Here is a 19125-nt window from a genome sequence, read left to right as displayed (position 1 = left end):
ATATGGATTGGTTTCAATCGGCCGAGATTTCACGCGCAGTTGGCATGGGGGTTCCGCTCTTTCTAGAGAAGGACATCTCTAAGTCAGCCCCGCACAACAGCGCGCCCTACGTCCTTCACCACCGAAATACCAATTCCGTCTTGGCGCAGGGCCCCCGTAGGCACGCGCTACTCGCACAGTTTTGGGCGATGGTGGATGAGGCGCGCGCTCACGTCACGGTCCACGCAGCGCTTATCGGCGGCAGTCTCTGCGACATGGAGGTTCCCGAACCGAAAGATCTGGACACGGTGATCTTCTACTCGCGGCTGGAGCGCGATAGCGGCCAGCTTGCCCGCAGCCTTCGCGCGCTGTCGGAGCGCTACCGACTCACTGGACTGGATATACGGTTCGCTCCTGTCGACGCCGGCCCGGTGACTCTGATCAAGCTAAGTAGTTTCTATACCGCCTTGTACGCCAGCGGCGATCCTGCCAAGCGCAAGGGCACCATCCTTATCGACATGGAGGCCGACGATGCAGTTTAGTAGGAAGCCGGAACTCGTACAGTTCCTACAGGTGGAGGAGTCGGAGTGCGGTTTGATGTGCTTGGGTGCGGCCTTAAGCCTGCTTGACGCCGAATGCCCGCCCGCAGAGCTGCGACGCCGCCACGCTTCATCGGTCCGAGGCGTTACGCTCGGGAAACTTTGTGATCTGGCGGCTAACCTTCATCTAGCGGCCACTGCGGTCCGATGCAGCGTGCCTGAGCTGCGCGACTTGTTGGTCCCGAGCATTCTTCACTGGTACGGAGATCATTTCGTCACGTTGGTCAGCGCTACTCGGCGCGCATGCGTGATCTTCGATCCGGCGCTGGGCCTGCGCTCGCTGCCATGGACCGAGGTCGACAGGCATTTCTCCGGGGTCGCGGTGCAGTTGCGTCCGACGCAGGAACTGAGGCCCGTGCGTCGACCGTCCCCGTACAACTTCGCCGTTCTACGGAAGTCTCTGGATGGCGTGGGGGGTGGCATAGGACAGATGATCCTATTGTCGACGCTACTTCAGGTAGTCAACCTGCTCGTACCGCTCATGTCGCAGGTCGCCATCAACTTCGGCGCCACGCGCGGGAATATTTCCGCGCTGACCACGGTCGCGATCTGCGCTGCCGTCGCCATTGGTTTCTCGTCGGTTTGTGAGCTGTGGCGCAGCCTCATCAACCACCGCATCGCGTCGCAAGTCGCCACTACTTCGGCGCGGCAAGTATTCTCCAAGCTACTCGCTCTCCCCATGGCATGGCACCAGCGGAGACGACTGGCGGATGTCGTGTCGCGATTCGATTCGGTCGAACCCCTTCGAAATGCTGTCAGCAGCGGGTTGCCGTCGCTTGCAGTTGATGGCGTGCTGGCACTGGTCTTGGCGTGCGCCATGTTCCTCGTATCGCCGATCATGGGAGCGTTCATCGTTGGCTCTGTGATGCTCGCCGTGGTTGTGAAGGGTGCGCTAACGCCGCTGGTGACTCGCCAAGGTGGCGAAGCCTTGCAGTTGCGAATCCGCGAGCAAGGAAAGCGGATCGAGAGTTTCCGAGCCGTACAGACTCTCAAGCTCACCGGCTCGGAACGGGCGCGTGAACGCGAGTGGAGTTCCGTTTACGAGGCGCAGCTCGCGGCCCAGGATCGATCGCAAGCCTGGGTCGCCGTCCAACAGACCAGCGCCGGACTGTTCGGAGGCCTGGGCAACTTGGCGACGATACTCTACGGCTCATTGCTGGTAAGCACAGGCGAGCTATCGGTTGGCGGTCTGTTCGCGTTCGTGATGTATCGGCGTTTCTTGGCGGACAAGACGCTAGCGGCCTTCGATCAAGTCAATGCCCTGGCGATCCTCAAGTTCCACCTGCAGCGCATCGCCGAGGTCCACGAGTCCGAGCCCGAATCGAGGGCCGAAGAATCTGACGGAAAAGGAGAACTCATTCCCCACGGTGGGGTCGAAGTAGCTGATCTCTCCTTTCGGCATTCTCCTAACGATCGCTGGGTGCTGCGTGGCCTCAACGTAAGCATCAAGGCTGGCGAGTTTGTCCTGCTGACCGGACCGTCCGGCAGTGGCAAAAGCACCTTAGTTCGGTTGCTGGCCGGCCTATATACCCCGACCTCCGGCGATATCGCTTACGACGGCGCCTCTACGAGCTCGACCCATCCTCGTCTTTTGCGAGCAAGCATCGGTGCCGTAACGCAGGAAGACGAACTTTTAGGCGGAACGGTTTTGGAGAATGTAACGGTGTTTGCGGAAGTGCCCGACCGTGACCTGTGCATAGAAGCGCTCAAGGCGGCTGAGATCTGGCAAGAAATTCGCGAACTTCCGCTTGGGTTGCACACTCCAGTTGGCGAGGCTGGTTGGTCGTTGTCCGCTGGCCAGCGCCAACGAATCATTCTCGCCCGTGCGATATACCGCCGCCCGAGGTTGCTCATCCTCGATGAAGCCACCGCACACATCGATCCCTCCACGGAGACGCGCATCTTCGAGAACATACGGCAGCTCGGTTCAACCAAGATTGTCGTATCACATCAGCAAGGCGCAAGCCGCTGCGCAGATCGCCACTTGGCTCTCGATCATCAGGGTATTCGGGAAGTGGGACGACTGCTTGCGCAGATCGAGGAGGTCGCATGAACGAGGTTTCGAACAGCGAGAGCGGTCGGCGGCCTTCGGCTGACCGATTGCCGGCCGTGCCGCGTCGGATTCGCCTCGGTGTACATTTTTCTCTGGTGCTGTCTGGGTTGTTCCTTGCGGGACTGGCTTACGCACTGATCGCTGACATACCTCAGTACGTGGATGCCCGCGGTGTCTTGCTTCCACGCGGAGGCATGGAGCGCGTGATGCCGCTTCGCGCCGCTACGGTGCGTCAAGTACAAGTTAGAGAAGGGCAGACCGTCAAGAAGGGGGATGTACTGCTTACCCTAGATCCGGACGTCGCAATCGAGGCGCCGAACGGCGGCGGCGACAACGCGAAGGGTGGTCCTGAGCTTGTCGTAGCGCCCAGCGCTGGCGTAGTCGCTCGCGTTCGCGCAGTTCCCGGAATGGCGGTGCGGGCCGATGATTGGTGCGTTCTTATCATGCGTAGCGACCCTGAGTTTTCCGCCATCGTGTATGTGCCGAGCGATCGCGTGGCGAGTTTTCGCCAAGGCGGCGAAGTGAGCCTGTCGCTCGATACCATGCCGAAGTTTGGGTCAGCGGAAATCACTGGGCGAGTGACAAAGACGTCGGTCTTGCCGCGCTCCCCGGAAGAAGTCGGCCGCTACTTCCCTTTAAGGGAGCCTGCGTTCGAAGTTGTGGTCGACTTCCAGCGGGCCCAATTGCCTGTCGGCATGGATAGCGCCTACCTACGGCCTGGCTCACTCCTAACCGCCAGCGCACTAGTGAACAAGAAGTCGCTGGCAAAGTGGGCAGTCGATCGAGCGACTCGGACGCAGTAGCCCCATACCACTCGGATGTACGTGAGAAAGGACTCCAAATGCAGCATGTATCAAGAGAATCGACGCAGCCAACTGGACTGGCACGAACCTACGCGCGGTCAGCGTGGTGGCAGCAACCGCTGGTGCAACGACCGACGCCGTTACTAGGCAACGGACAACTTGCAGCGCTGCTCCAATCAGCCGGCCAGTCATTGTTGGTCGCCAGCCGCCAAGGAAACGTCGTGCTGGCGATTCATTCGGACGGCGAGCGATGCTACATGTCTCGCTCATCAGCTCCTGGCCCGATGGGCATCGCTGTTGCTGGCCCTTTGATTGCTCTGGGCACGGCTTTGGGCATCAAAACGTATCGCCGGTTCCCTGCCGCGCTAGGTGCCGAGGCCAGTTACCTCCCCATCGGCATTCAATTTACTGGAAGCGTCAGCATCCACGATGTCGAGTGGGACGCTGACGGAAAACTCTGGTTTGTGAACACCATGTACTCGGCGCTTTGCAGCCTGGACTACGCAAGCAGTTTCCGCGTTGAGTGGACACCGTCCTTCGTGCTTGAGCATGGACCGCGGGACTGTTGCCATCTGAACGGGATGGCCTTCGCGGACGGGGCGCCCCGCTACGCCACCGCATTGGCGGCGATCGGTACGGCCGAAGGATGGCGCGCATCCAACCCACTTCGATCCGGCGTGCTCCTCGATCTCGCTGGCGGCACCGTAGCTGACGGGCTAAGCCTTCCGCATTCGCCCGTCGTTCGTCAAAACGAAGTATGGCTTTTGGAGGCCGGCCGTGGCCGGCTTATCAAGGTCGATCAAGCTGGGCATCAAACAGACGTTGCGGAACCGCGCGGCATAGTGCGGGGCCTCGACTTTCTCGAACACTTTGCCATTATCGGCCGATCGCGCGTTCGCCCCTCCAGCGGTTCGGTCGCGGAGACGTTATCGACCAAATGGGCTTCTGCGGAGAATGTCTGTGACCTTCAGCTTATCGATATAAGGTCAGGAGAAATTGTTGATCGCGTCGCTCTCCCCGATCTGGATGAGATTTCAACCGTGCGCGTGGTTCCGAGTTCGCGCGTCGTGCTACTTGAGCCTAACCCTGAACAATTAGCGACGACTCAGATCTGCCGATTCACAGGCTGATCTGTGGTGGCTCTTCATTCTGCTCTTTTCCTTGGAGATACTTCACAGTGAACAAAACCCCGTTACTGCTCGCCGCGGCGATTGGTGCGATTTTGGCGTCCAGCGCTATGTATCTGATAACGGATCGCAAAGCCGAGTCTTCAGACGCGACCGGCACATCGAGTCCGCCTTCCGTCGCCACCGCGACGTCATCGCCGATGGCAGCCGCGACAATCGCACAGCCGAAGACGCTCGGTCCGTTGCCGGCGTTGGACCAGCCGTTCAGGGCAACAGTCGCTTCCCTGCGCAGCCGCGCTGCTCAAGGGGACACGGGTGCCGCTTGTCGGCTTGCCGCCGAGTTCTCCTATTGCCAAGAGCTGACCCTGAAGCGATTTCAGCATCAGCGCTGGCTAAGCGATCGCGAGCTTTCGATGAACTCATTATCCGACCCGGCCCTTCGAAGCCAGGCCGCGAAGCTGATCGAAAATGAAATGACGTTCCGAGATCAGCGCCTCACGAAGTACGAGGATCATTGCGCCGATATTCCTCCACCGACCGTAGCGCAATCGATCGAGATGTGGCGTCGCGCGGCGGCCCTGGGGAGCGTTCCGGCCATGAAGCAGTACGCCAGCGGCAATGCCTTCAGATGGGATAGCGTGCTCGACGCTCTTCCGCAGCTACAAGCTTACCGCCGCGAAGCGGAAGGCATCGCAAAACGAGCCGCCAGCGCGGGAGATTTGGAAATGATGATCCAGTTGGCGTCCGCGTACGCACCGGTTCCAAACGCCCAACGATCATTGCTCGGCCAATCGGTCCGACCTAGCGCACCCTATTCTCTCGCCATCTATCGACATGTCCAGAACGCGATAGGTACCCGCACGGGTAACGATGTCGACCGCGTTAGTCGGATGGTCAGCGCTCGAATCGCAGAACTTGAGTCCTCAATGGACCCTAATGCTCTAGCGCTGAGCAAATCCATTTCCGACAGTGAGTTAAAGGCGTGGGCGACACCGGACGTGACCCATTCGGAGCGATCCAGTGTCCGGCCAGACAATCCGAGTCAAATCAGTCTAGAGAGCTGCGGTCCTACTTGAGCCAGAACAAAGCGCTGGGCGATACGGCAGAGCAACCGGCGTTTTAAAGCGTTCGTTGCTCGCGGAGGCATCAATCACCGCGCTGCGCAAGGAGGTCGGAAACCCTGTCCAAGTCCTGCTTCACTTCGTCGATGCCTTTCCAAGGATGTCCGCGCAGTCGTTTCAAGTGTGCAACGGCGCTATCGATGTTGAATACGCACCCGCTCTCGATCCGATCCCGTATCAGGAAGATTCAAGTGAATAGACCATGAAGACCCCAGCAATTGTCGCGCGGATGTACTTTTACTGTGCTTTGCTTCATGTCGAGTTGGCATGGATGAGCATTCGCGATTACTACGCGATGTGGCTGGACGGGAGACTATCCGACTACCTATGGTATGGGCTTCTTACCTTCGGCATTACCTACGTCCCTATCGTGATAGGGGCTTATCTCGCGGCGAGCGGGGCGTACCTACTTATCGCGTCCCTGGCTTTTGCCGTGTTGAAGTATCAACGGGTCTTGAAGTGGGTAACGATGCTGGGCTTCCTCGCCATCCCCGGAGGCACCCTGGCGGGCATCTGTGCATACCGGCGGCAGCACGACGTTTGGTATCCCGCTCGGATCAGACGTCAATCTTAATCGACGAAGAATCCAATTCCATCGAGTGAAAGCCACCCGATGGTGCCTGTGGTGGGTTGAGCGACGGCCACATCGCCATTAATCCTCACGTCGATGCGCGCGTGTGACGGCGCATCGCAAACGGCTACAAAGATTTGTTGCGCGGGCGGCCGAAATCCAGCCGGCAACGTGCAAACAATGCTGCCGCCAGCGCCGCCTTTGACCAGTCCTCGTAGCTGGACGCGATTAGCATCCTTACGATAGGTAGCCGTTGCGAACGCATCCCCATAGTTGGTCCAAGACGCGTTGAGCGTTGGCGTCTGCCAAGCGCCCTGGCGCAGATCCGCGATGGCCGCCGCCGTGCTGCGGCGGGTCTGTCCGCCTTGGACCAGCGGAATGATTTCATCGCCGGTCAGCGCAGTGGCCGCCGGCAGCTGCGAGAGTTTCAGATTTGCCATGATTACTCGATCAGTAAGTAGTCGCCCGTTTCCGACACCAGTTCATCGGCGGTCTCGGTGCGAAGCAGTCCGTTCTTGAAATCGAAGGTGTGCGCCGCCTTCTGCCAGCTCGTCAGGCCCTCGCGGGTCGAACCGACCTCAGTCCGCAGCCGGTAAACACCCTTCAACGCGGCGGTATAGCCGGTGCCCGGCGTGGCGGCCGGGCTTTCCAGCACGCTGCCGGCGATGTCGTCCAGCAGCCGCAACACATACGCCGTACCGGCCTCCGGTCCGATCGACCCTTGGCCGTGATCGACCAGTTGATCTGCCTGCAAGCGTCGATCGCGGTGCGCCCAGGCCACGGCCAGGTCGCCGTCAATCGAGGCCGGGTAGCGCTGCCCATTGAGCTTCAGATCGCCCGGCGGATACGGCCGCGCTTGCCGCTGCGCCAGCTTGATCGTGTCCACGGGCGCGAGCGCCGGGTCCAGCAGCGCGCTCGACGTGCGCGTCAGCAGCTTGGCCTGCACGGTCTCGCCCACGCTGTAGTCGGTGGAATCAGCGGCGGCGTAGTCATCAAAGAACCAGATCCGGGCGCCGACCGCATGCGGCATCGGCACCGTGTCCGCGCAGCCGCGGGCGAACGTCGCGGTCTGAGCCTGGGGGTCGATGGCTACCACGCGGACAACCTCATCCTCGATCAGAGCAGCCGTGCCGGCCGTGACCTGATCCAGCCCTCGGCCGCCGGCCAGTTGCAGCGCAATCGTCGTCGCCGTCATTGCCTCGGCCAGCACGGCAGTCGGACACCAATCGCCGACACCTGCTTCGGTGTACTCGCCGTTGCCGACACGCGTGGTCAGCACATAGTTCAGCGCCAAGCCAGTCGGTTGCTCCGCGACGCTGGCCACGGCCCCCGTATCCGCCGGCAGGGCCGCCAGGGCCGCGGCGTTCAGCGTGGTCGCCAAGTCGCGGTAGCTCGCCTCCATCAAGCGCCGGTTCGGCGACGGCTGCGGGTTGCGATTCGGCGGTGTCCAGACCGGTGGCTGCGGTTCCAGGTAGACCGTCGCTGGCAACCCGAACACATCCTGCACCGCGGCAACCGTGATCGTGCCCTCGGCCAGCTTGCCATCATCGAAGGTGCCGACGCGTAGCACTAGATTCTCGATGCCGCGCAGCGGATCGCGGATGCGGAACACGCCACCCGGCGCCAGCACACCGGCCCGGCGGTCGAATTTCAACTTCAAGCGCTTGAGGCCCGAGCAGGCAATGGTCAGATCGCGCATACCGACGCGGGCCGCCAGATCAGCGGTAGGCAGGCCCTTGTACTCCATGGTGCTGGAGGCGACGCCTCCGGTTGCTTGGATGCCGGCCAGGTCTTGCACCCGCGCCTGCCGCTCTTCGTCGGTGGTCGGGTCGTACCACGTCACGATGACCTGATTGACCGCGCCATCGGGCGCGGCGACCTCATCCTCTTCGATTGCGAGCAGGCCACTGCTGTAGTCGAACAGCGGCAGGTCTTCGATGCGGTAGTCGTCGCGGATCAGCTTCAACGTCAACCGGCCGGTCGCCCGATCTACGTACTGTGCTGCGCCGATGTGGTCGATGACCACCTGCATGAACTCGGCAATCGGGGACTGGCGGTTCCAGCGCAGGCACAGGCCAAAGCCTTCGGTCGACAACGCGTCGGCGGCGCGACGGTAGCTGGCGTCGTCCAGCAGACCCCGGTCTAGGCCACGGCCCCAATCACGGTTCGTCAGGCACTCGACCAGGATGTGCGCGGGGTTCATCGCGCGCACCGCGCCGTTGCCGAGCCAGATCACCGCTTTCTCGGGGTACCACGTTGCGCCGTCCCACCCCGCCAGGGCACGGCGCGTGCGCATCTTCCAAGGCTTCGGATACGGGTTGTTGGCCGTGATCTGGCCGTCGAAGTATTGCGTGGTCACGCCCCGGAATGCGGGGACAATGGCGCCATGCAAGGCCGACAGTACTGGCATTACCGCTTGGGCCATATCGCCCATCAAGACATCGAGCTTGCCCTTGATCCCACCTTCGCCCTTGTCGCCACCGAACAGATCGGGCTTGTTGATGAAGATGCGGCCGGTCTTGGTAATCGATCCTTTCCAGGCTTCGCGATCGCCGATCCGGATCTCGACAATTTCATCGAGCGGCCCGCGCGACAGGCCCATGTGCAGGCCGAAGAGATAGCGGTGACCAACCGTCTGTTTCTTACTGCTGCCCACGCGCCGCCTCCTCGCACGCGAAGGCGATGACACGCAGTGCCAGTGCATCGCCGGTCGCTTGCAGCACCTCGGCGTCGACGCCGTTGCGCACGAAGTCGCTCCAGCTCAACCCGTAGTAGGCAAACCATTCCCGACCGCCTTGCGCGCAGAATCCATCGCGCACGCCGAATCCCGGCACGCGCCGCAGATGATCCAGGGTCACGATCATTATTTTTTTCCGCCTTTTTGCTTGATCGGCACGGTGCGGTACTGACCAACACCCAGCACCATCCAGTCACCCGTCCACACATCGCCGAACACCACCGCCTGCGGCGTGCCTTCCGTGCTTTGCGGGAACTGGAAATCGCCGAATGCGGCGGGCTTGGGCTGCGGCGGTTTCGGTTGTGAAGCCTTCGACAAGAAATAGCTCACGACCATGATCGCGAGCTGGACCCAAATATTCATCGCGAGAAGTTCCGAAGCTAAAAGACAGGTGTTCCGTCGAAGGGGGATTTGCCGGGCAATCCCGGTGCGCCGCCGTAATTCGCGGCGTTCTTGAATTTTGAATCGCACACCGCGATGGTTCGGGCGCAGCCGGGATAGGCGACGACGGCTTGGCCGATCCGCAGACCATCGCCTGCGCCCAGCAACGTCAGCCGCTCGCCCTGGTGCGAGCGAATGCCGCGCCGCTCCATGCCCGCTTCGCCCAAGTCCCAGGCCAGAAATCCGCCCGCGAACCAGCCGTCCGGGTAGTGGCCGAACTCGCTCGCGGTGACCACTATCCCGGCGACGGTCGTCAGCGATACCGGCACGCGATGCGCTTCCGGGTTTGCCTGACAATTGCGGTCGTACAGCGTGTGCGGACAGCCGCGCGTCCAGGCCAAACGCAGACCGGGTTGCGAGAGCGCGGCATCGAGCGTTTGGCAACGGATCTCGGCGCGTTCGGGCGCGGTGCGATTGATCCCTGCGATGCGCCCCATCCACGCCACCTTGGCGTCGTCGTCGCCTTCGTGCAGATCACGAATGACCACGCCGATCTCAGTCGATGGCGGCAGGCCGCGATACAAGCGGACGAGATCGAGATCGCCCGGCACCACGATCGTCAGCATGTCGCTGGCGACGCTGCCCGACTGCCGAATGCCATCGTCCGATGCAGCCACGGCACGATACGTTTGCGTGTCGAGGACGCGGTCGCGGTCGCCGCCGGTATAGCGGTAGTGCTGCGCACCGCGCACAAACTCGTACAGCCGCTGCGGGTTGCCCGCAGCAGTCGATCGTTCAAATTGGTCGAAGCTCATGTCGGCGCGGGAATGTCGTCGTTAATATCAGGGTCGCGAACGGCGCGCAGGACAATAGCGGTGTCGGCACTGCCGTCGCTGTCGGTGTGGTGTTCGATCTCAGCTTCGTCGCTGTCGCTACGGCTCAGCACCAAGAAACTGATGCGGCCGATGTCGCGCGGGCGAACGTCCAAGCCGAGCGCGGCATTGAGCGTCAACCGCTCTATGTCGTCGTCCAAAGCCACGGCCGCGGTGATTCGGCGATGCAAAGCCACACCGCCGCGCAGCTCGATCCGAACGTCACGCCGTCCCGGCCGCAAGCCGCCGAACCGTGCCAAGCCCACGTTCGCCACGTCCAGGGCGGTCGCGGTCCCGGCCACGGTCGCCAGCAAGGTCAGATCGTCGGCATGGGTGGGCCGCCACACGGCGCGCTGTCGCCCGCGCAGGGTGTACAGCCACGACCGCACGGCGGCGCGCTCGGCTCGGCCGTGCATGCGCCAGCGGTGCGCCTGTGTGGTCGCCGCCCAGTCCGCCGGGTCCAGCACCAACGCTCGCCCGAACTCGTTGTCCAAGCTCAGTAACGCGCGCTGCCAGCCGTCGTTGAGCCTCTCGGATTCGTCCGGGCGCTGGTCCAGCACCGGATGGCCGCGATACATCGTCGGATCGTCAATCCCCGGCCAATCGCACGCTTCAACCACATCGAAACGGACGCTGACCGAAGCAGCCTGATCCGTCAGCCGGGTCACCCTGGGCGGCTCGGCCAAACGCGCAGTCCGCACCGGATAGAGCCGGCTACCGCGCGACCAGGCGCGCGTGGTCGGATGACGCAGCGTGATCGACGCCGCACCAATCGCTTCGACCTCAGCGACCTCGACTTCGAACGCCGTGCGCCCGCGCAACTGCACCAAGCTGCCGACGCGGAAGTCGCGATGGTGCGGATCGCACGCGATGACCCGCACGCCGAGCGCGTGGTCTTGCGCCAGCCACTGCCCATCGGGCCAGATCGGTAGCGCCCAGGTGCGGCCACCCCAGCCGAATACGGCCAGATCAAGCAGGACGCGTTCGCGTCCGTCCACGAGCATCGTGGCTTCGAAAGAACGGCGCGGCGCCGATCGCAAGCCCCTGCGCTGCTCGGCGGCAAGCGGATTCGTCAGGATGTCGGTCTTCCATTCCAGCCGCTCCAGTACGCCGCGCGACCAATCCGGTACGAACGCCCAGGCGACGATGCGCTGGCCGGTGATGACCACCGGAATCTGCGCGAAGCCGTCGAACCGGAACGCGAGCGTCGCGGCGATGACCGGCGGGCCGTCCGTCCCGACCGCGACCTGCCACGTTCGCTCGGACATCGGCGCGAACGGCAGAGGCGGCACACCGGGCGCGGTCAGCACGATCCCCTCGCCGCCGCTCAGGGCCGCGTCCGTCAGCGTCAGCGCGCGGGCGCGATACGCGTTCCAGACGCGCACGGCCCGTTGCTGGACGCTACTGACGTTGCCCAGGTTCAGTACCTGCGGCTCGACATGGATGCGATCGAAGAAATCGTCGCCGAACATCGGCTGCGGCGCACCGACACGTCGGTCAGCCACATGGTTCGGCACATCGAATGAACGTCGGCCGAGGCTGGGCTCGGTGCCGAGCGCGGCAGACGCCCGGCCATCCCAAGCCGGCGGCGATTGGAAATAGTCGCCCTGACCGCTGAAGGTCAGCGGCCAAAGGGCGGGCCAGATCATGAGGTGTCGGGGTTACTCGGTGATGCGGTAGGCGTAGCCGTAGACACCACTGTTCGGGGTGCCGGCAGGACCGTTCTTGCGGTGGACGGGAAAGACCTTCCAGCGATCGCTGCCCAACGGCAGTTCCTCACCAGGGGCATAGCTGTCCAAGCGGATAAAGCGCAGGTCGGGCGGATGACCGACATCGGACCACAGGCCCGCGCCGCGCGGCACGGCGCACCATAACGGCTGCCCTGGCGCCCGGCCGGTCAAGGTGCTGTGACCTACATCCTTGAGCAGGTTGATCGGGCTGGCTTTGGTCCGCCAGCCGCACGTCAGCCGTCGGGGATCGTTCGCGTCGCCGTTGGTCGCATGCCAGCGCGGGGTGATCCCCTCGTAGTCGGCTCGGATTCGCGTCGAGGGTGTGGTGTAGTTGTAGTACGCGTCATCGAACGCGACGCTGTGATACTGGGAGTCTGCGCTGTTGATTTGATTGGCGGCGTAGTACCACGAACTCCCGTAGACGTACTGGCCGGTGGTGACCACGCCGGCTGTGACCAAGCGTCCGGTGCCGAAGTGCTTGAACGTACCCGCTTGGGTTTCCAGAACAACATGCAGGTAAGGTTGCGGCGCGGTACGGCCGAAGAAATAGACGGCGCTGTACGGGCCTTGCGCATAGTTCGCCCAGCTCGCCGCGCTGGCCTCGTTCTGGACCTCCGCATTGGCATTGGCGATATAGCCGGTGTGGCCGAACGTGCCCAGCAGCGGCGAGGGATTGTTGCCATCGCCGCCGGTCAGCTGCGACAAGAAGGTCGCGTGGAGCGTGCCGGCGTGCAGGCTCAGCGCCTTACCGGCGCCCGCGCTGCGATCACGCAGACCATCGATCGTCCAGCCGGCGCCCTGGGCGAACAGCCGAAGTTTGTCGAGCAGCTCGTTGGGATCGTTCGCCGCCGAGGTGGCATACGCCATCAGTCCATCCTCAAAGCGAAGAAGTTGTCGGGCGAGATGCGAAACGTGTTCTGGAACGCGAGCCAGGTCGCGCCGTCCCGCTCGATGCGTGACTCCGAGGCCGTTGAAAATCCCGTAGTCCAAGCGCAACCGTCGAACTCGCCCCACGGATGGCGCGGGTTCGTGCTGCCCAGGATCAAGGGCAGCAGCGGCGAGGATTGATCCAGGCTATCGCGTAGATAGGAACGGTCGCCCGAAGCCGACATGGCGCTGGGATACACCTTGCCGCCGGTCTCGGAATCGCCGTAATCGTTTGCGCCCGATGCATAGCGGTTGCTGTGCGGCCGCCACACGTTATCGGGATAGTTCGCGGCCAAGCCATAGCGGCCCGGATCGAAGAAGCTTCGGAAATTCGAATCGGTCGCGTCGGGTGTTCCGCTCTCGGTCGAACCGCAGGCGCCGATTACCAGCGGATACTCGTGAATCGACGGCGGCTCGTAAGCGTTGGCATAGCCCAGGTACGCGCTGACGTACACCGTGCCAATGCGCGCGACGATCACCACGCGCTGACCATTGATCGCAAGCCAGTAAGCAAAGGCGCCGTTGCGCAGCGGCAGATTGCGCAGGCCGCTGTTGTTGACCTGCGAGCGCACGCCCAGCAATGGGTTGTGGCTACGAAAGCCGTACCAGTTGAGGTTGTAGGCGGCGCGCGCGGGATCCTCAAACAGCTCCGCGCCGACGAAGATCGACTTCGACCCGTCGAGCCCCGGTGCCTTGACGATCCACTGCGCGCGGTCCTCCAGCTCGTAGTCGGCGTTGAGGTCGGTGTGGAACGACAGGTCGTTGACCTCCAGCGGGCCGGCACCGGCCGTCGCAGTAACCACCACTCGCCAGAAACGGGCAGCGGGCGGCGCGGCGCTCACCGCAAAGGTGCGCCGCGCTCGCGCGGTCGCCCATGTCACTCCGGCCCAGGCTTGTACCGACGTCCAGGCAGTGCCGTTATCAGAGCGTTGCAATTCGAACGCGCCGGGGCCCCGAGCGCCGCTGTCGCCTATGCCTAACGTCACGGCACGAACGGACACAGGTCCGATCATCTCGACCGCAGCGGTCGCCGGCAGATCCGCGACAGCGCGAGTACCCCAGGTATCGACGTTGTTGTCGAAAAGCGCGGCCGAGTTGACGAAGTTACCGGTGCGGAACGTCGGATTGCGCACGCCAAAGCGGCGCACCATCGCCCACGGCGGGGTCGTGTTCAAAGTGAAGCGATCGCCCGCGACAAACGCGGCGGTGCCGGCGTTGATCCGAAAGCGCAATCGCGCGTGTTCGAAGGGCTGTCCGACCGTAGCGATGCCCAGATCGCCGGCCGTCGCTCCGACCACCTGGAATCGAGTCGCATCCAGCGCCGTGATCGTGAAGGCTTCGGCGACCGACGCGATACCGCCGCGATAGCCGCCGGTCGCGCCATCAACGCCCGTCAGGGTGCCATTGCCAGCGCCGGCATACAGCAGGCCCCAGGCATGCCCTTCGCCACACAGGGCGCTTTCGAGTTGATTAAGGAAGTCGGTGTAGTCGGCGGCAACGCCAGTTCGCAGAGTCATAGGCATAAAAAAGCGCGCCCGGATGAGGGTCCGGGCACGCGTGGCGGTTGGGAACAGGGGGGAACTTACCCGCCGACCAAGATGCTGATCGGCGGCGGTCGCACAGGCTGAGACTGTCAGCCCAGGTCTTGCCTGACGGTGGGGGCATTGGCGCGAATCGTGGACAAGATCACTTGCCGCCCGGCCTGAGTGCCCATGACGTTCACGATCTCGCGCGGGTCCAGGTACAGCACATTGGTGATCTGGCCCGAACGCCGATCCAGCTCGGCGCTGCGCCCAGGCTGTTCGGCAACCGAGCGACTGACCGTGGCCGGGGCGCGTGGCGCCGGGCTGACAAAGCCACCCGATGCATAGCCGCGCAGGCCATCAATCGCCGCCATGCCGACGCGGTTGAACCGTTCAAGGAACGAACGCGCGCCGGGCTGCCGCACGACTTCGCGCCGATGCACGAACTCGCCACGATGCACCACGCCGGCCGGCGCAAACTTCGGCCCAATGCCGGTAAAGCCGCCGCTGGCGAAGAATCCCGAGGCCGCTTTGGTGGCGTTGGCCGCCAGCATTGCGGCCGCGGCGGTCTGCATGGCCGTCGCCGCTTTCAGTACCACACCGCCGGCCAAGCCCAATGCCCCCGAGGCCGCGGCGATGGGCGTGGCATAGGCCAAGCCCGCCTTCGCCGCTTCCACCGGATCGGGCTGGGCGATGTCGGGCGTTTTGCCACCCCCGGCCAACTTTCCGACGAGCGACATCAGCTTCGCGGTCGCCATCGCGGCCAGTTGCTGCGCCGCCAGTTGCGCCATCGAGCGCGCCATGTCCTGCACCAGTCCGGTCAGCGCTTGGCGCAGCGTTAACGTACCGGACGCCAGTCCTTCCAGTGCATTGCTCATGCCGCTTTCGAAGCCATTGGTCAGCGTGACCACCAGCTCGTTCGACTGGGTCTTGAGCGCCGCGACCTGTGCGGTCAGATCTTTGACCCGTTCGATAGAATCAGGCGAGCCGGTCTTCGCCGCTAGTTGATCCATCTTCGGCAGCAGCTGCTCGACCTCAGCAGCGGTCCGCGCATGCAGATCGATCAGTTCGCGGCGTGCACCGATCTCGGTCAGCAATCCTGCCTGCTGGCGCGTCTGGATCGATTGCTCGTCACGGGACTGTTGACCAAACACGCGCTCGACCTGCGTCTGCAGATCGTCCAACTGCGCCTGCGCCACCTCGGTGTCGATGCTGAGGTTGAGTTTCAGCCAATCCGAGGTTCGGCCCCGCTCCAGCAATTCGGCCAGGGACTCGCGATGCTCCAGCAGCAGCTCGCGCTGGCGCGCGGCGGCGGTGTCGCCGCGATTGCGCAGCAGCGAGACGTCCGCATCGCCGACCGTCTTGTCCAACTCCTCGCTGGTCTTGCGCTCCTTCTTCTGCGCGCTGTCCGCTACCTTTTGGTCGCGGGCCTGCTGACGTTCGTCCGCCTTTTTCTGGCGTACCGCGTCACGCTGCGCTTTGGTCTGCGCCTTGCCGGCTTCGGTGGCTGCCTGGGCCGCTTCACGCTCCCGAACTTGTTCGTCAATCACCTTGCGCGTTGCGGCGGCAAGCTCAGTAGCGTTGTTGACGCCGGCCGCCTTGACCGCTTGATACTCCAAGGCGGCACGCACGCCCTTCTCGCGCTCGATCCGCTCGACCTTGAGCCGCTCGTTCTGCTCGGTCAGCGCCTTGGTGAAATCACCGGCTTCCTTCGTGACCTGCACGCGAGTGCGTCCGCCGTTAGCCTGGGCGGTGCGCAGCTCGGTCAGCGAGTCGCGGACCTGATTGAATTCTTGCTTCGTCCGCTCCAGTTGGGTCTGAACGCGCTTAATTTCGGCGTCGACATCCGTGCCGAACAGCAACCGCCCGCTACTCTGACCGCCATCAAACTGGACGCCGCCATAGAGTGGACCGATGCCTTGCCGAAGGATCTGAAGATTGTCCAGCTCCTTCTGTAGTTGTTCGCGTTGATCGATCAGCCGTTTGCCGAGATCGACCCCGGTGTCGATGTCCTGCTGCTCGCGAAAGCGTTGTGCGGCCTTGATCGTGCCTTCGAACTCGATCTTCGCCGCCTTCGCGTTCGCGCTCGCCGTGGCAAAGGCGCTCGCGAGCAGGGTCACGCCGGTAATGGCGAGTCCGAGCGGACCGCCCATCAGGGTCAGCACGGACGACAGCGCGCGCACGGCCACGGCCTTCGCACCCACGGCCGCCGTCGCCGCCTGTGTCGCGGCCGTCGTGCGGGTTTGCGCGGCGGCCAACCCCGCTTCGGCGGCGGCGACCCGCGCGGTCCCGGTGCCCGACAGGGTCAGCGCGCGGGCACGCGCCAATTCGGCCTGCGCTGCGGTTTCCGCCGCACGCGCCTGCGCCAGCTCCTCCTGCGCCAACTGCTGCGTCTTGCGCAGGGCGCCGACTTTCGCCGCGCCGGCCGTGGCCAGCGTGGCAATCAAGCGGCCCAACCCGGCCACGACGATCACGCCGACGACGTTCGCTAACCCGTCGAAGTTCTGCGACAGACCTTGGATCGAACCGGCCACAGCGGCCGACACGCCCATCGCCCGGTCCTGCTGACCGATGAAGCGGGTAAATGCGTTATCGAGCTGGGTCAGGCTGCGCTCGATGGTCAGCGGCAGCTGATTGAACTCGGCGGCGATCTTCTTCGCCTGCTCGCCAGAGAAGGCAGTACGAAGCTGATCGCTGGTCAGCTTGCCGGCTTCGGCCAAGGCCTTCAGCTCGCCGACCGTGACGCCCATGCTGTCGGCCAACGCCTTCATTAAGCGCGGGCCGGCATCGTTGACCGAGTTGAACTCGTCGCCGCTCAGCCGACCGGCAGCGAACGCCTGGCTCAGCTGGACGATGACCGAGGCCGTCTCGGCTCCGGTCGCGCCCGATACTGCCAGCGCCTTGTTGATCGTCTCGGTAAGACCCAGCACTTCGCGCTGCGTTCCGCCTTGGTCCTTCAGCGCACCGCTGAGCCGGCCGAACAACGTGGCGGTGGCGTCCAGCTGCGTGGACGTGCGCTGCGAGATCGCGAACACCGCTTCTTCGGCTAAGTTGAAGCCGGCCTGCGACGTCGTGGCCAGCTTGATCTTGGCGGTGAGATTGCTGTAGCTGTCGGCCGCGCGCACCAGACCGGCGATGGCGGTGCCGGCGCTTTGCAATCCCACGAACGCCAGCAGCTGCGCTTTGGCTTGACCAAGTTGGCGGCCGATCGCTTCGACGCTGGATTGGGATTGGTCGAATCCCTTCTTCGCTCGGCGACCCGCGCTCTCCGCATCGTCGCCAAATACGCGGGCGCGCACTCCCGCTTGTTGCAGGGCTTGATTTAGTTGTGCGGCGTTAGCCTTGATCAGCAGCGTGATCGTGGTATCGCGATTGGCCATGAATCAGAGCTGCTTGCTTGCCGCTTTTGTGCCCCAGCCGCACAAGCGACGGCCGGTCTCGTTATGGGCCAAAATTTGCCGGGCCGTCAGATCGGTCAGTTGATCCAGACGAGAGACCAGAATCGGGCGCGTCCACTCGCACCCCGACGTCGGTACCGTCGCGCGACCAGTCGTCGTACAGGCGGTCAGCAGCGGAATCAGCAACCACCACGGCCATTGCCGCAGGAACACCGAGCGGAAGATCGCTCGTCGGAAGGTGAAGGACATCGGTGTCGACCTCGTGTCGCACTTCGGTGTGATTGATCACGCGCTCGGCGATGGCGACTTTGTGTTCGCTGACAGCAATGCGCTCTTCGGCCTGCTCGCGCGCGCGTCGCGCGCCTTTGAGCCGGCCCCAACCAAATGCGGCTAACACGGCAGCGAGCGCGGCCAGCACCGTGGTCGCCCACACTTTCAGAGCGATCATGCGATCTGGCCTCCTGCCTTCTGGTAGACCGCCAGTAGGGCTTCCAGCGGCACCTCCCGCTGGCCGTAGCCGGCATCCGGCAACGACGCCCAAGTCTTGCGGGACTTACGCACGGCCGATTTGATCCAGCCCTGCTTGATGTCGGCCAGTGCCCCGGTCTCGCGCAGCAGTTCAATGGCCGCGCGATCCTGCGATGCCGGGCCGAAATCGGGCAGTCGCAATTTGTTGCGCAGGCTGTTCCAGGTTTTCCACAGGAATTGATAGCGGCCCGCCGCGGTGGAGTTGATGCGGTACTTCGGCAGCCACACCAACTTGCGCGGGTGTTCGTCAAAGCTGGTGAAGCGTTTGCCGCCGACCATCACGTCGTAACCGCCCTGCTCGCTGAAGCGCTCCACGCCTTCGGCGTGGGCGATCATGTCGAGGAAGGCGACCACGTTCTGGCCGCCGGCCTGCTCAGCGGAGAGTTTCGCCATGGGCTCCCCGCTGCTGGAACAGCCGGCCGATCAGGCCCAGGACCAGCAAACCCGCGGTGACGCTGGCGGCGATGCGGTCGGGCACATGGACGCGCAGGTCGTCGGGCAGGTTCAACCACACACCTTGCAGGGCGATGGCGAGCGTCATCGCTTGCACGCTCAGAAAGCGCCACGCGTGGCGCCAGTTCTCGATCAGTTTCATAAGGGATTCCGTAGCTTTTGAATGAAGGCGGTGACATCACGCCCGCCAGCGAAGCCGGCGTTGACGTCTTCGACGCGATCGGCCCGTAGGGCGCGCTCGCGCTGGACGGCGATGCGATAGAACAGGGAGAGCTGGCGCGCGGTGGCGCGCTCGATCCACCGCCAATCAAAGCCGTGATCGA

Annotated in this window: 18 protein-coding genes; 6 read left to right on the top strand and 12 right to left on the bottom strand. The window is 63.6% G+C overall.

Translation table 11 applies throughout. The features are described from left to right. Window positions 1-2: 2 nt before the first annotated feature. The 6 genes from J7J50_RS02045 to J7J50_RS02020 all read left to right on the top strand — a co-directional run bounded on the left by J7J50_RS02045 (window position 3) and on the right by J7J50_RS02020 (window position 6256). The gene (locus J7J50_RS02045; protein ID WP_215063201.1) at window positions 3-521 is read left to right on the top strand and encodes a hypothetical protein; all 519 of its coding nucleotides are present in this window, start codon (window positions 3-5) and stop codon (window positions 519-521) included. Next, on the top strand, window positions 511-2631 hold the full coding sequence (locus J7J50_RS02040; protein ID WP_215063203.1) for a peptidase domain-containing ABC transporter: 2121 nt from the start codon (window positions 511-513) through the stop codon (window positions 2629-2631). Before J7J50_RS02045 ends, J7J50_RS02040 begins: the two co-directional genes overlap by 11 nt. Next, on the top strand, window positions 2628-3434 hold the full coding sequence (locus tag J7J50_RS02035; RefSeq protein ID WP_215063205.1) for an HlyD family efflux transporter periplasmic adaptor subunit: 807 nt from the start codon (window positions 2628-2630) through the stop codon (window positions 3432-3434). The genes J7J50_RS02040 and J7J50_RS02035 overlap by 4 nt, the downstream gene beginning before the upstream one ends. Window positions 3435-3556: 122 nt before the next feature. Next, entirely contained in the window at window positions 3557-4564 is a 1008-nt protein-coding gene (locus J7J50_RS02030; protein WP_215063207.1) for a DUF4915 domain-containing protein, read from the top strand. A gap of 47 nt (window positions 4565-4611) precedes the next feature. Further along, window positions 4612-5637 carry a hypothetical protein gene (locus J7J50_RS02025; RefSeq protein ID WP_215063209.1) on the top strand — a complete coding sequence of 342 codons (1026 nt, stop codon included), beginning with the start codon at window positions 4612-4614 and terminating at the stop codon, window positions 5635-5637. A gap of 247 nt (window positions 5638-5884) precedes the next feature. Continuing rightward, on the top strand, window positions 5885-6256 hold the full coding sequence (locus J7J50_RS02020) for a hypothetical protein (protein WP_215063211.1): 372 nt from the start codon (window positions 5885-5887) through the stop codon (window positions 6254-6256). Here J7J50_RS02020 and J7J50_RS02015 read toward each other — a convergent pair. The 12 genes from J7J50_RS02015 to J7J50_RS01960 all read right to left on the bottom strand — a co-directional run bounded on the left by J7J50_RS02015 (window position 6253) and on the right by J7J50_RS01960 (window position 18944). After that, window positions 6253-6693, bottom strand: coding sequence for a hypothetical protein (locus tag J7J50_RS02015; protein ID WP_215063213.1), 441 nt, complete (start codon window positions 6691-6693; stop codon window positions 6253-6255). The two genes, J7J50_RS02020 and J7J50_RS02015, sit on opposite strands and share 4 nt — an antisense overlap. Window positions 6694-6695: 2 nt before the next feature. Next, a complete protein-coding gene (locus tag J7J50_RS02010; protein WP_215063215.1) occupies window positions 6696-8909 on the bottom strand; it encodes a phage tail protein in 2214 nt (737 codons plus the stop codon). Further along, on the bottom strand, window positions 8896-9117 hold the full coding sequence (locus J7J50_RS02005; protein ID WP_215063217.1) for a hypothetical protein: 222 nt from the start codon (window positions 9115-9117) through the stop codon (window positions 8896-8898). The genes J7J50_RS02010 and J7J50_RS02005 overlap by 14 nt, the downstream gene beginning before the upstream one ends. Next, complete coding sequence (locus J7J50_RS02000; protein WP_251044291.1) at window positions 9117-9353, bottom strand: hypothetical protein; 237 nt, start codon at window positions 9351-9353, stop codon at window positions 9117-9119. The genes J7J50_RS02005 and J7J50_RS02000 overlap by 1 nt, the downstream gene beginning before the upstream one ends. A gap of 17 nt (window positions 9354-9370) precedes the next feature. After that, window positions 9371-10186, bottom strand: coding sequence for a phage BR0599 family protein (locus J7J50_RS01995; protein ID WP_215063219.1), 816 nt, complete (start codon window positions 10184-10186; stop codon window positions 9371-9373). Next, entirely contained in the window at window positions 10183-11892 is a 1710-nt protein-coding gene (locus J7J50_RS01990; protein WP_215063226.1) for a hypothetical protein, read from the bottom strand. The genes J7J50_RS01995 and J7J50_RS01990 overlap by 4 nt, the downstream gene beginning before the upstream one ends. 12 nt (window positions 11893-11904) lie before the next feature. Then, window positions 11905-12840, bottom strand: coding sequence for a hypothetical protein (locus J7J50_RS01985; protein WP_215063228.1), 936 nt, complete (start codon window positions 12838-12840; stop codon window positions 11905-11907). After that, on the bottom strand, window positions 12840-14417 hold the full coding sequence (locus tag J7J50_RS01980; protein ID WP_215063230.1) for a hypothetical protein: 1578 nt from the start codon (window positions 14415-14417) through the stop codon (window positions 12840-12842). The genes J7J50_RS01985 and J7J50_RS01980 overlap by 1 nt, the downstream gene beginning before the upstream one ends. A gap of 116 nt (window positions 14418-14533) precedes the next feature. Further along, window positions 14534-17803, bottom strand: coding sequence for a tape measure protein (locus tag J7J50_RS01975; protein ID WP_215063232.1), 3270 nt, complete (start codon window positions 17801-17803; stop codon window positions 14534-14536). A 61-nt stretch (window positions 17804-17864) separates the two neighbouring features. After that, window positions 17865-18269, bottom strand: coding sequence for a hypothetical protein (locus J7J50_RS01970; protein ID WP_215063234.1), 405 nt, complete (start codon window positions 18267-18269; stop codon window positions 17865-17867). Beyond that, a complete protein-coding gene (locus tag J7J50_RS01965; protein WP_215063236.1) occupies window positions 18266-18742 on the bottom strand; it encodes a glycoside hydrolase family 104 protein in 477 nt (158 codons plus the stop codon). The genes J7J50_RS01970 and J7J50_RS01965 overlap by 4 nt, the downstream gene beginning before the upstream one ends. Continuing rightward, window positions 18723-18944, bottom strand: coding sequence for a DUF4175 domain-containing protein (locus J7J50_RS01960; protein ID WP_215063238.1), 222 nt, complete (start codon window positions 18942-18944; stop codon window positions 18723-18725). The genes J7J50_RS01965 and J7J50_RS01960 overlap by 20 nt, the downstream gene beginning before the upstream one ends. Window positions 18945-19125: the final 181 nt, after the last annotated feature.

Source organism: Lysobacter sp. ISL-50 (assembly GCF_018612875.1).
GTDB lineage: Bacteria > Pseudomonadota > Gammaproteobacteria > Xanthomonadales > Xanthomonadaceae > Lysobacter.
This window is presented reverse-complemented; position numbering and strand designations above follow the sequence as displayed.